Raw genomic sequence first — 13,024 nt, 5'->3', positions numbered from 1 at the left:
GGGGAGATTGACTTCGTGATTGGTTTAATTGAACAATTTAACCAGTATAAAGATATTAAGAAAGTAATAAATGGCCTAAAAAATGGTCTAAGAGAACAATTGGTTACAAACTTAACGGGGTCTGCGAAGACATTGCTTGCTGGAGCTGTTTTTAAAGAAACTGGACAAACGCAGTTAATCGTAACAAATAATCTTCTCCAAGCTCAAAAAGTATCGGAAGACCTAAAATCAGTAGTTGGGGAAGATAAAGTATTTTTATATCCTGCAAACGAATTGATTGCTTCAGAGATTGCAGTATCAAGCCCAGAGCTTAGATCGCAAAGACTAATCGCGTTAAACAGTTTGATGTCAAAAAACCCGTCGGTAGTAGTTACACCTGTGTCAGGATTAATTGGCTATTTGCCATCTCCAGAATTATGGTCTAACTATCAGATTAATTTTGAAATTGGTGAAGAAATCGACTTAACGAGTTTGATTTCAAGGTTTGTTCAAATGGGCTATGAACGTGTTGGGATGGTTGAAAGTAAAGGAGAGTTTAGCGTACGCGGAGGAATTCTTGATATTTATCCGCTTACGTATGAAGATCCTATCCGAATTGAACTCTTTGATACAGAAATCGATTCAATCCGTTCGTTTTCTCCTGATTCTCAAAGATCTATTACAAAATATGAGAGTGTCCATATTGGTCCAGCGACGGAAAGGATCATTTCCAAGACTGATTTGCAATTAGGAGTTCAACGAATTGAACAAGCATTTAAAACAACTCTATCAAAAATAAGAGATCAACAAGTAAAAGAGTTATTGGTTGAAAAGGTAACCTATGACATTGAACAACTAAAGCAAGGGCAATTGATTGATCAAATATACAAATACTTTGGTCTAATCTATGAAAACCAATTTAGTTTACTAGATTACGTTCCTAAGGAAACTGTTGTTGTTATTGATGAAATTTCAAGGGTTCACGAAATCGTAGAGCAGCTTAAAAAAGATGAAGCAGAGTGGTATACGTCTTTACTAGCTGAAGGAAATGCATTACATGGAGTAAGTTTTTCACATGACTTTTTTGAATTACTACATTCGAGAAAGCGTCAACAAATTCATACGAGTCTTTTCCCTAGAAGAGTACCTCATACGCATCCTGAACAAGTAGTTTCGATTCAATGTAAATCGATGCAAGAGTTTCATGGACAGATGAATCTGTTGAAAAATGAATTAGATCGTTGGAAGAAAAATAACTATACAATCGTTATGCTCGGCGAAAGTGACGAAAGAACAAATAAAATTGAAAATATATTAGAAGATTACAACATTGAAGGTAGAATTGTCTCTTCTTTAGAGCAAATAAAAAATGGTGAAGTATACATCATGAAAGGGGATCTTCGTTCTGGATTCGAACTTCCTTTAGAAAAATTTGTTCTAATAACAGAGCGTGAGTTATTCACGAAAAAAGCTAAGAAGAAAAAAAGAATCAATACAAAATTATCAAATGCAGAACGAATAAAAAATTACTCAGAATTAAAAGTTGGAGATTATGTTGTTCATGTAAATCATGGTATTGGTAAGTTTTTGGGAATTGAAACATTAGAGATTAATGGTATTCATAAAGATTATTTACATATTCGATATCATGGCGACGACAAATTATTCGTACCAATTGAACAAATTGATCAAGTACAAAAGTATGTTGGATCTGAAGGTAAGGAACCAAAGATTTATAAACTTGGTGGTACTGATTGGAAAAAGGTTAAGAAGAAGGTTGAAGGCTCCGTTCAGGATATAGCTGATGATTTAATTAAGCTTTATGCAGAACGCGAAGCATCTAAAGGCTATGCTTTTTCACCTGATGGACTCGAACAACAAGAATTTGAATCTTCATTTCCTTATCAGGAAACTGACGATCAACTTAGATCAATTCATGAAATTAAAAAGGATATGGAAAGAGAACGTCCGATGGATCGACTGCTTTGTGGTGACGTAGGATACGGAAAAACTGAAGTAGCTATTCGAGCGGCTTTTAAAGCAATTGTTGAAGGTAAGCAAGTTGCTATTCTAGTTCCTACTACAATTTTGGCACAGCAGCATTTCGAAACTTTAAGAGAAAGGTTCCAAGATCATCCAATTAATATTGGTTTGTTAAATCGTTTCCGATCTCGCAAACAGCAGCTTGAAACGATGAAAGGCTTAAAAGAGGGCTCTGTCGATATAGTAGTTGGAACACATCGCCTATTATCGAAGGATATTCTATATAAAGATTTAGGACTTTTAGTTATTGATGAAGAGCAAAGATTCGGTGTATCTCATAAAGAAAAAATAAAACAACTAAAAGCAAATATAGATGTTTTAACGTTAACAGCAACTCCGATCCCTCGTACATTGCATATGTCGATGTTAGGAGTAAGAGATTTATCAGTTATTGAAACACCACCAGAAAATCGTTTTCCAGTTCAAACATATGTAGTTGAATATAATGCTGCATTAGTGAGAGAAGCGATTGAAAGAGAGCTTGCTCGAGATGGACAAATATATTTCTTATATAATCGAGTTGAAGATATTGAACGTATGGCTGAACAGATTTCGATGCTTGTACCAGATGCAAAAGTAGCTGTAGCACATGGTCGAATGAATGAAGGGGAACTAGAGTCAGTTATGTATGCCTTTTTAGATGGCCAATATGACGTATTAGTCAGTACGACGATTATCGAAACAGGCGTGGATATTCCAAATGTTAATACATTGATTGTATATGATGCAGATCGAATGGGTCTATCAACGCTTTATCAATTAAGAGGGCGCGTAGGACGTTCGAATAGAGTGGCATATGCTTACTTCACATATAAACAGGATAAAGTATTGACTGAGGTTGCCGAGAAGCGTCTACAAGCAATTAAAGAATTTACAGAACTAGGTTCAGGTTTCAAAATCGCTATGCGTGACTTATCAATACGAGGTGCAGGAAATTTACTTGGAGCTCAACAACATGGATTTATTGATTCGGTTGGTTTCGATTTATATTCTCAAATGTTAAAAGATGCAATCGAACAACGTAGAGGGGTTAAGAAAGAAGATATCATTTCAATTGAAATTGACATTGAAGTAGATGCATATTTACCTGATACGTATATTCAAGATAGTAAGCAAAAAATTGAGATGTACAAGCAATTTAGACGTGTTGAAACGTTTGAAGAGTTAAATGATTTACAAGAGGAATTAATGGACCGTTTTGGCGATTTCCCGTTAGAAGTAGGTTACCTATGTCAGGTTGCTCATATTAAACTTTTAGCTATTGCCGAGAAGATTGAACTGATTAAACAAGTTAAATCAGAAGTAAGTGTTTATTTCTCTGAGAAGGCAAGTGCTAATATTGATGGTGGGAAGTTATTCCAATTATGCAATTCATTCGGTAGAGGCATTGGTTTAGGCATGGATGGATCGAAATTAAAAGTAACGCTAGACGTAAAAGGAAAAAATCCAGCTGACTGGCTTACTACGCTAGAAGGTTTAATTAATGGATTAAAGAATGTGAAAAAAGAGAGTGTAAATGCTTAGGGAATGGTTGCTTTAATTAGGCGATATAGTAATTAAAAGTTACCAAAAAGTGCTTACAGTACTATATTTTTAGTAAAGGTGTTAAAAAATCTCACTTATTTTGTATAGAACTTTCGTTGTGTAGGATACTATCATTAATTAAGGGTGACCTTACCTCATTGTCACTCGGATATCTTTCATCATCGTAGACATGCAAGTAAGTGAGGAGGCGCTTTACAAGTATGAAAGCAACAGGTATAGTTCGTCGAATTGACGATTTAGGTCGAGTAGTAATACCAAAAGAAATTAGGAGAACTTTACGGATTCGTGAAGGTGATCCATTAGAAATATTTGTGGACCGAGATGGAGAAGTCATTTTAAAGAAATATTCACCAATTAGTGAATTAAGTGATTTTGCGAAGGAGTACGCTGATGCACTTTACGACACACTTGGACATACTGTCATTATAAGTGACCGAGATTCAGTTGTAGCAGTTGCAGGAGTTTCCAAAAAAGAATACTTAAACAAAAACATTGGTGATATTATCGAAAAAACGATGACAGAGCGTAACTCAAAAGTAGTTAGCGAGCCTGGGGAAGCTTCATTTATCGAAAGTGTAATTGAAAAATACCAATCCTATGCAGTAGGAGCAGTCATCGCAAGTGGGGATCCAATTGGAGCTGTTGTAATCTTTTCAAAAGATAAAACAATTTCTGAAGTTGAAAAGAAAGCAATCGATACTGCTACTAACTTCTTAGCTAGACAAATGGAGCAATAATAATATATGAAGTAAACATGGGCCAGTAAAGGAATATTACCTTAACTGGTCTTTGTTTTTCCCCTTTAATATAAACCTCCCAGAGTAACACTTAAAGAAACCCATTACTTGCTAAAATTGGAAAAGAGAGGTTTTTTCTTTTGGCAACTCTTTACATAAGCCCTATTAATGTAATACATTAAAGGGTGAACCGTCTAACAAAGGAGTTGTTATCCTTTTGCAAAAAGCTAAGCAAAAAGCAGCCCTACAAGGGGCTTTGTTCATAACAATAGCATCATTATTATCGAAAGTACTAAGTGCGTTTTATAAAATTCCTTATCAAAATATTGCCGGCGATTTAGGTTACTATATTTACCAACAGGTATATCCTGTCTACGCAATTGCTCTAGCTTTTTCTACATATGGCTTTCCTTTAGTTTTATCATCTTATGTTGCTGAAAGATTGGCGAAAAAAGATGACAAAGGGGCTAAAGATTTGGTATATGCAACATTTATGATGTTGTTAGTCATTGGTATATTGTGTTTCTTTACTTTATACATAGGAAGTAATAGTATAGCGAAGTTTATGCGTGATGATCATCTAGCGATGTTAATTCGTGTTGTTAGTGTTGGCTTTTTATTTGTCCCAATCACTTCAGCATTTCGAGGATATTATCAAGGTTTAGGGGATATGGGGCCTACCTCAGTCAGTCAGGTCATTGAGCAATTAATTCGAGTTATTACGATTTTAGTGCTGTCACTTTATTTAATGCAAACGACCGACAATCTTTATATTGTAGGTGCAGGGGCTGTTTCGGGTTCAATACTTGGTAGTATAGCAGCGATACTGTACTTCTTTTATTGGGTTTCTTTTCGTGGATCTGGTTTGACCGTACCATCATTTGGTTTACTTAAAACCTATCGTTTAGAATTAAAAACAATTTTATATCAAGGTATCCTACTAAGCTTAAGTAGTTTAGTACTTGTATTCATTCAATTTATCGATTCACTCTCTTTTTATCCGTTATTAGTACAATATGGGTATCATGTTGAAGGCGCTAAGCTAGTAAAGGGTATTTATGATCGTGGATTTCCGCTAATTCAATTAGGTTCTGTCATTGCTTCATCGTTTTCACTGGCCCTAATTCCGTACTTATCAAGTGAATTAGTTCGAAAAGAACATCATTCTATTAATAATCGAATCTCAGGTGCCATTAGAGTAAGTATTGTAGTAGGAGCAGCTGCAACAATTGGTTTAATTTCAATTATCCATCCGACCAATATCATGCTTTATCGAAATGATTTAGGAACGGATGTCCTAACTGTTTTATGTATATCGATCTTCTTTGCTGGGGTATCGATTACGACATCTTCAATTGCACAAGGATTAGGTAAAAGTTTAATTCCAGCTTTAAATGTTATTGCTGGAGGTTGTGTTAAATTTATTGGAAATGTTATTTTAATGGAGCAAATCGGATCTAAAGGAGCAGCTTATTCAACTGTATCTGCTTTAATTATTGTTACTATTTTAAACTTAGCTTATATATATAAATTGTCAAAAGTAGCATTTTGTGACTTTAAGTTTATTGTGAAATTACTAGTATCTGTAGCCGTTATGTATGGTTGTGTATATGGTTATGAATATGTTTTTGAAAAATATGCGATGTTTATTAACCCACTTCGTTTAAGAATGTTAGTTGAGGCACTATCTTCAGCGGTTGTAGGTGCAATCGTATTCGCGATTGTATTAATAAAAATTAAGTTATTTACAGTAGAAGAGCTAAGTTCAATCGTTAAAAGTGAAAAATTACAGAAATGGCTTTCTTAAAAGAACAGGAGGATCAAAATGAACAAGATTACAGTTTTAGGTTTAGGAGCAGGTGACCTTAATCAGCTTCCATTTGGTATCTTTAAAGAGTTACAAAAAACTGACAATCTTTATTTACGTACAAAAGACCACCCTGTTATAAGTGAATTAGAAACAGAAGGATTAACGTTCCAATCATTCGATGAAATTTATGAAAAACATGATCGTTTTGAAGAGGTATATCAAGAAATTGTTCAAATACTGGTGAAAGCTTCTGAAGAAGGTGCAATTACATATGCTGTACCAGGCCATCCTCTTGTAGCGGAAAAAACTGTTCAGCTATTAATAGAGCTTGCAGATAAAGGAAATATCCAGCTAGACATCAAAGGTGGACAAAGCTTCTTAGATGCAATGTTTACAAGTTTGAAAATTGATCCAATCGAAGGCTTCCAGTTTGTTGATGCAACGGATTTAGAGGCGGAGTCGATTACGTTTAGACAGCATTTGATCATCTGCCAGGTTTACGATCAAATGACTGCCTCACATGCGAAATTAAAGCTAATGGAGCAGCTTCCTGATGATTATGAAGTCGTAATCGTTACGGCAGCAGGTAGTTCAGATGAGCAAATAAGAAGAGTACCACTATATGAGTTGGATCGTGATACATCAATTAATAATTTGACAAGTGTTTATGTACCTCCAGTTATAAACGAAGAGGAGCTATATCATCAATTTGAAACACTTCGTTCTGTCATTGCTACTTTAAGAGGCCCTAATGGATGTCCGTGGGATCAAAAGCAAACCCATGAGTCATTAAAGAAGTACTTATTAGAAGAGGCTTATGAGCTACTTGAAGCAATCGATGAAGAAGATGACGATCATATTATTGAAGAACTTGGAGATGTATTACTTCAAGTCATGTTACACGCCCAAATTGGAGAAGATGAAGGTTACTTCTCAATCCAAGATGTAATTCAAAGATTAGTAAGCAAACTTATCTATCGTCACCCGCATGTATTTTCAACAGTTCATGTGAATGATGAGGAAGACGTATTAAAAAATTGGCAAGAATTAAAACAAGCTGAAAAAGGACATGTCATTGAATCTATTCTTTCAGGCATACCAAAGGAACTTTCAGGAATATTAAAAGCAGAGAAACTTCAAAGTAAGGCAGCGAAAGTTGGGTTTGATTGGAAGGAACTACCGCCAGTGGTAGATAAGGTTAACGAAGAGTTAGCTGAAGTTCTCGATGCCATCAAATTGAATGATCAGTCTAAAGTTGAAGCGGAACTTGGTGATCTGTTATTTAGTATTGTTAATTTAGCACGTTTTATTGATGTAAATCCTGAAGAAGCGATTTTAAAAACAAATATGAAATTTACAAAACGTTTTCAATATATTGAATCAAGACTTCGTGAAATAAATAAGACATTTTCTGATGTATCTCTTGAAGAAATGGATGAGATATGGAATGAAGCTAAAAAATATGAATAATGTCTACTTGAATGAGAATTGAGGAGAATAAATTATGAGACTTGATAAATTTTTAAAAGTATCGAGAATTATTAAGCGTCGTACACTTGCGAAAGAAGTAGCTGATCAAGGAAGAATAACGATCAATGGAACAGTAGCAAAAGCGTCTACAGAAGTCAAAGTAAATGATGAATTAAAAATTCGATTCGGACAAAAAATTGTTACAGCAAAAATTAATTTACTTAAAGAGACCGTTCGAAAAGAAGAAGCAGATGCAATGTATACAATCATTAGCGAGGAAAAACTGTCAGATAGCTTGTTCTAAAAAAGTTGTCCCTTCATATACTTGTACAAATAACACTGTATTAGGAATCGATTTACAAGCGGTACAGTTTATGTAAATGGAGGGACTAGTATGAATAATCCGTATGAGTTAAATGCGAAAAATACAAGCCAAATAATCGAGCAGGATTTATCGTTAAAAAGTAGAAGATATCTAGAGATTACTGGAGTAAAACAGGTTGAGAGCTTTGATAGTGAAGAGTTCCTATTAGAAACAGCATTAGGCTTTTTGCATATTAAAGGTCATAATTTACAAATGAAAAACCTCGATGTAGAAAAAGGTCATGTAGCAATCAAAGGAAAGATTAATGAACTTTGTTATATTGACGAATACAACTCGGGGAAAGCTAAAGGAATCTTTAGCAAGCTATTTAAATGAGCTTAAACGTTCAGTTCTACTCAATGATAGCGATGGTCGGTATGGGTGCTTATCTTGGTATGGCACTAGATACATACCATCGTTTTTTATTTCGAGGTACTCGTAATCGATTGATTGTATTTGCAACTGATATTTTATTTTGGGTTTTTCAAGCACTACTAGTTTTTTATGTATTATACTTAGTTAATGAAGGTGCACTTAGGTTTTATTTACTGCTAGCTTTACTATGTGGTTATGCGGCATATCAAAGTCTTTTTCGAACTATTTATAAAAAAATATTAGAACTTGTTATTCAGCTGGTTATTAGCATTTATCGCATTATAGTAAAGTTAATCGTAATATTTATTGTAAAACCTATAAAGTGGATTATTCAGGTAATAATCGTCATTCTTTTGTTTATTTATGGACTCCTTATTCGACTAATCCGTTTAGTTTACAACGTTGTACTATCAATTCTTTTGTTTTTCGGCAGAGTATGTTGGTTTTTTGTGCCAAAACGAGTCAAAAACTATTTAATCCAATTTAAAGGAGTTTTCGGAAAATTCAAGAATATCTTCCTTACTACTATTAAAAAAGTAAAGGACCTTTTAGATAGGAGGAAGAAATAAGTGGAACATGCGAGAAAATTGGATTTAACTAGACAAGTTGAAGATAAACAAAATATTACTTTAGTTGAGGAACATGGTGTTAAGCCTAGGAGAAGGAGTTTTAAAAAGTTTTTAGTGCGAATTTCATTATTCTGCTTATTAACTGTCCCCCTATTCTTTTTATTACAATCTCATTATGTAACACAACAACATGTGTATTCATCTAAAGTAAAGCAATTAAAACTAGCAAAGGTTGATTTAAAGAAAACAAAGAGTACGGTAGAGGATTCAAAGCGCATGATTGACCAATTGAACGATGATCAATATATTATTGAGCTAGCTAGAAAAAACTTATTTTTTTCTAAAAAGGGAGAAATAATTTTTCCTAATATCAAGTAATTATCGTTTCATTGACACTTGTTTTTATAATTTTATATAATATAGTAAATCCAGTTAAACATTTTTAAGGAGGAGCATTTTTTTTATGTCAATTGAGGTAGGCAGCAAAGTTAGTGGGAAAGTTACAGGGATTACAAATTTTGGTGCTTTTGTAGAGTTACCAGAAGGAGTAACTGGGCTTGTTCACATTAGTGAAGTAGCTGACAACTATGTTAAAGATATTAACGAACATTTAAAAGTTGGCGATGAAGTAGAAGTAAAAGTAATCAATGTTGAAAAAGACGGTAAAATCGGTCTTTCAATCAAAAAAGCGAAAGAACGTCCACCAGTTAAAGAGGGAGAGCGTGAGCAAAGACCTCGTCAAAGCAGACCTTCATATGGAGGCGGCGGTGGTGGTAACCGTGGCAAAAATCAAAACCGTTCAGATCAACGTCCGGTTAAAGAAACATTTGATCAAAAAATGAGTAAATTTTTAAAAGACAGTGAAGACCGTCTAGCTTCATTAAAACGCAACACAGAATCTAAACGTGGTGGCCGTGGAGCTCGTCGAGGCTAATTTCCTACCTTGTCAGGACATAAATAGGTATATAGAACACGCACTCTTTAATGGGTGCGTTTTTGTATGAAAAAAATAATAAAATAACTTTTGCAAAAACTGTTGACGGGTAATTAGTACCATGATAATATAAATCTTGTCGTTTAAAGATAATGGCGGTGTAGCTCAGCTGGCTAGAGCGTACGGTTCATACCCGTGAGGTCGTGGGTTCGACTCCCTCCGCCGCTACCATTCCCTTTAACGGCCCGTTGGTCAAGCGGTTAAGACACCGCCCTTTCACGGCGGTAACACGGGTTCGAATCCCGTACGGGTCATACAACAACAAAAACGTTTGGTTTCTATAAGAGAGGCTAGGCGTTTTTTTCTTTTTCAGGAACATGCGTCTCCGTCTCTTAATCCCATTCTTCATTCCATACTTTCTCTCTTTATTCTGAATTTCGATTGACATAAAATTTAATAATTGCGTTTCTTTTACCCTATTAGAGAAATTATGCTGCAAGCTTTTCTCATATTTTGTAAAACAGTTGTACGTAAAAGCTTTTTCCGTCGAAGAAAACTTTTATTTGCCTTTGTCATTTTGACATATTCCTTCAATTGGACAAGTTAAAATATGTTCAATAAACCAATTCGGATGAGGTGGAAATATGACGAAACTGCAAAGAGGGTCATCTAATTCTTCAGCAAGCTTGGTCCCTACTAATGGATTTCAATCAGTATTTCGGCAATCTTCTAAATCAATTAAATCCAAATTAGAGAGAGCATTCTTTGACTTTGGGTTACTAATCTTTTTAACGGGATTTTTATTAGGACGAGCGTTAATACTATCACATATTCTCCCGTTTGTATTACCGTTTTTTGCCTCAGTTTATATGATGAAACGTGAGCGTACAGGAATAGCTTTTGTTGCTCTTATGATCGGTTCATTAACTGTATCAATTGAAACGGTTAGTTATGCATTTGCCACAATTATCCTATTTTTTATCCTTAATATTTTCTTCGCTAGAGTTAAACGACATTATATAGGTTTAGTACCTTTTCAAGTTTTTTTATCAGTATTTATTAGTCATCTATTAATTACTTATGCTTTTCAACAAGAAGTTTTGATGTATGATGTTTTGATGGCATCAGTTGAAGCGGGATTAAGTTTTATTTTAACGATGATCTTTTTCCAAAGTGTACCTCTACTTGCTATTCCTAAAAGAAAACAGCTTTTAGGTGTTGAAGAAATCGTCTGTTTAGTTATTCTTTTAGCTTCAGTTGTGACGGGGACAACTGATTGGTATATTCAAGATTTATCTATTCAGCATATTGTAACTAGATATATTGTCTTACTATTTGCTTTCGTAGCTGGAGGAACGGTCGGTTGTACAGTAGGGGTTGTAACGGGCCTTATACTAAGTTTAGCGAGTGTTTCGAGTCTATATCAAATGAGCTTATTAGCTTTCTCTGGATTACTTGGTGGACTCCTTAAAGAGGGGAAAAGATTAGGTGCGGCAGCTGGTCTATTAATTGGGACATGCCTCATTAGCTTTTATGCTGAGAAACAATCAGATATTATTTTTTCAATCATTGAATCAGTAATAGCGATTGTCTTATTCTTAATAACACCATCTTTCCTACTTAAACAATTAGCTAAACTAGTACCAGGAACAGAAGAACATTCTACAGATCAACAACAATACTTGCGTAAAATAAGAGATTTGACGGCCAATCGGATTACTCAATTTTCAAACGTGTTTGAAGCATTATCTGCAAGTTTTTCACAGCCTAGCCAGTTTGCACATATTGAGGACGAACTAACTGATGAAGAACTGTTTATTTGTAGTATTTCAAATAAGTGCTGTAATAGTTGTATGAAAAAGGACCATTGCTGGTCAAACAATGGTGACCGAACATATCAATACATGGAAAATATGATGCATTTAGTTGAAAAGGATCAGCTCATTAAGAATGGCCAATTTATGAGAGAGTGGGAGAAGTATTGCCAACGTTCTTCAAAAATGGCAGATTTAATGAAGCAAGAGGTTTTCTACTTCCGTGCAAATCAAAGACTTAAAAAACAAGTTCAAGAAAGTAGAAGATTAGTGGCAGAGCAATTGCGTGGGGTTTCAAAAGTAATGGTCGATTTTGCAAAAGAGATTCAACGAGAAAAAGAAAACCATCAATTACAGGAAGACCAAATCCTACAAGCTTTATTAAACTTTGGAATTGACGTTAGCCAAGTAGAAATTTATAACTTAGAGCAAGGTAATATTGATATAGATATATTAATTCCGTTTGAAAACGAGTACGGTGAATGCCAAAAATTAATTGCGCCAATTCTATCAGATATTTTAAAAGAGACGATTGTTGTATTAAAAGAAGAGTCAGCGACAATACCAAATGGAGGTAATTACTTAGTCACATTTGGATCAGATAAGGCATTTGTTATTGAAACCGGGGTTGCGACTGCAGCTAAAGGTGGAGGCTTTATATCGGGTGATGCGTTTAAAATAATGGATGTTGGAGCAGGAAAGCACGCTATTGCGATTAGTGATGGCATGGGAAATGGTGAGCGAGCTCATATTGAAAGTAATGAAACACTAAAACTACTTCAAAAAATATTAAATTCTGGTATTGAAGAAACCGTTGCTATTAAATCGATTAATTCGATTCTATCTTTACGTACTACTGAAGAGGTCTTTGCTACACTAGATTTAGCGATGGTCGATTTACATGATGCTTCAGCAAAATTCTTAAAAATTGGTTCATCGCCAAGCTTTGTGAAACGAGGCAAACAAGTAATCAAAATTGAAGGTAGTAATTTACCAATTGGGATCATTGATGAATTTGATGTAGAAGTCGTAAGTGAGCAGCTAAAAGCTGGAGACTTATTAATTATGATGAGTGATGGTATTTTTGAAGGTCCTAAACATGTTGAAAATTACGAAATGTGGATGAAACGTAAAATAAGTGAATTTGAAACGGATGATCCACAATCAGTAGCAGAATTGTTACTCGAGGAAGTTATTCGTTCGAATACAGGTGATATTAATGATGATATGACAGTTGTGGTTGCTGTAGTTAAACGAAACTTGCCAGAGTGGTCATCTATCTCATCATATAGTGCGATGGCTTAGTAAAATAAAATAAATAAAGGTTTATCCCCTCCCGTAATTGGACAAAATGGTAACAACTTTTACGCGGAGGGGATTTTGT

General features: G+C 34.7%; 10 protein-coding genes and 2 tRNA genes. All 12 read left to right on the top strand.

The features are described from left to right. Window positions 1–15: 15 nt before the first annotated feature. The 12 genes from mfd to spoIIE all read left to right on the top strand — a co-directional run bounded on the left by mfd (window position 16) and on the right by spoIIE (window position 12,945). Window positions 16–3,546 (top strand): transcription-repair coupling factor, encoded by a 3,531-nt coding sequence (gene mfd / locus ACFVRR_RS22335; protein ID WP_387332756.1) that lies wholly within the window; start codon window positions 16–18, stop codon window positions 3,544–3,546. 221 nt (window positions 3,547–3,767) lie between these two features. Next, a complete protein-coding gene (spoVT, locus tag ACFVRR_RS22330) occupies window positions 3,768–4,304 on the top strand; it encodes a stage V sporulation protein T (RefSeq protein WP_335413025.1) in 537 nt (178 codons plus the stop codon). Window positions 4,305–4,521: 217 nt separating this feature from the next. After that, a complete protein-coding gene (locus tag ACFVRR_RS22325; protein WP_387332753.1) occupies window positions 4,522–6,111 on the top strand; it encodes a putative polysaccharide biosynthesis protein in 1,590 nt (529 codons plus the stop codon). An 18-nt stretch (window positions 6,112–6,129) separates the two neighbouring features. Beyond that, a complete protein-coding gene (gene yabN / locus ACFVRR_RS22320; RefSeq protein ID WP_387332751.1) occupies window positions 6,130–7,584 on the top strand; it encodes a bifunctional methyltransferase/pyrophosphohydrolase YabN in 1,455 nt (484 codons plus the stop codon). A 34-nt stretch (window positions 7,585–7,618) separates the two neighbouring features. Continuing rightward, window positions 7,619–7,888: an RNA-binding S4 domain-containing protein gene (locus tag ACFVRR_RS22315; protein WP_056474461.1), complete on the top strand. Its 270-nt coding sequence runs from the start codon at window positions 7,619–7,621 to the stop codon at window positions 7,886–7,888. Between the two features lie 90 nt (window positions 7,889–7,978). Beyond that, window positions 7,979–8,284 carry a sporulation protein YabP gene (yabP, locus tag ACFVRR_RS22310; protein ID WP_056474457.1) on the top strand — a complete coding sequence of 102 codons (306 nt, stop codon included), beginning with the start codon at window positions 7,979–7,981 and terminating at the stop codon, window positions 8,282–8,284. Further along, window positions 8,281–8,892, top strand: coding sequence for a spore cortex biosynthesis protein YabQ (gene yabQ, locus ACFVRR_RS22305; RefSeq protein ID WP_387332748.1), 612 nt, complete (start codon window positions 8,281–8,283; stop codon window positions 8,890–8,892). The genes yabP and yabQ overlap by 4 nt, the downstream gene beginning before the upstream one ends. Continuing rightward, the gene (locus ACFVRR_RS22300; RefSeq protein WP_097979261.1) at window positions 8,893–9,270 is read left to right on the top strand and encodes an FtsB family cell division protein; all 378 of its coding nucleotides are present in this window, start codon (window positions 8,893–8,895) and stop codon (window positions 9,268–9,270) included. 85 nt (window positions 9,271–9,355) lie between these two features. After that, entirely contained in the window at window positions 9,356–9,826 is a 471-nt protein-coding gene (locus ACFVRR_RS22295) for a S1 domain-containing RNA-binding protein (RefSeq protein ID WP_056474447.1), read from the top strand. Window positions 9,827–9,980: 154 nt separating this feature from the next. Continuing rightward, window positions 9,981–10,057 (top strand) — tRNA-Met (locus ACFVRR_RS22290). 11 nt (window positions 10,058–10,068) lie between these two features. After that, window positions 10,069–10,140 (top strand) — tRNA-Glu (locus ACFVRR_RS22285). A 330-nt stretch (window positions 10,141–10,470) separates the two neighbouring features. Beyond that, window positions 10,471–12,945 (top strand): stage II sporulation protein E, encoded by a 2,475-nt coding sequence (gene spoIIE / locus ACFVRR_RS22280; RefSeq protein ID WP_387332745.1) that lies wholly within the window; start codon window positions 10,471–10,473, stop codon window positions 12,943–12,945. Window positions 12,946–13,024: the final 79 nt, after the last annotated feature.

The organism is Gottfriedia sp. NPDC057948 (assembly GCF_042887255.1).
GTDB lineage: Bacteria > Bacillota > Bacilli > Bacillales > Bacillaceae_G > Gottfriedia.
The sequence above is the reverse complement of the archived record's forward strand: the minus strand, read 5'-3'. Positions and strand labels throughout refer to the sequence as shown.

Bases quoted from the DNA above. Each gene is read 5' to 3' on its own strand.
- spoVT (WP_335413025.1), top strand. From the start codon at position 3,768: ATGAAAGCAACAGGTATAGTTCGTCGAATTGACGATTTAGGTCGAGTA.
- yabN (WP_387332751.1), top strand. From the start codon at position 6,130: ATGAACAAGATTACAGTTTTAGGTTTAGGAGCAGGTGACCTTAATCAG.
- ACFVRR_RS22315 (WP_056474461.1), top strand. From the start codon at position 7,619: ATGAGACTTGATAAATTTTTAAAAGTATCGAGAATTATTAAGCGTCGT.
- yabP (WP_056474457.1), top strand. From the start codon at position 7,979: ATGAATAATCCGTATGAGTTAAATGCGAAAAATACAAGCCAAATAATC.
- yabQ (WP_387332748.1), top strand. From the start codon at position 8,281: ATGAGCTTAAACGTTCAGTTCTACTCAATGATAGCGATGGTCGGTATG.
- ACFVRR_RS22295 (WP_056474447.1), top strand. From the start codon at position 9,356: ATGTCAATTGAGGTAGGCAGCAAAGTTAGTGGGAAAGTTACAGGGATT.
- spoIIE (WP_387332745.1), top strand. From the start codon at position 10,471: ATGACGAAACTGCAAAGAGGGTCATCTAATTCTTCAGCAAGCTTGGTC.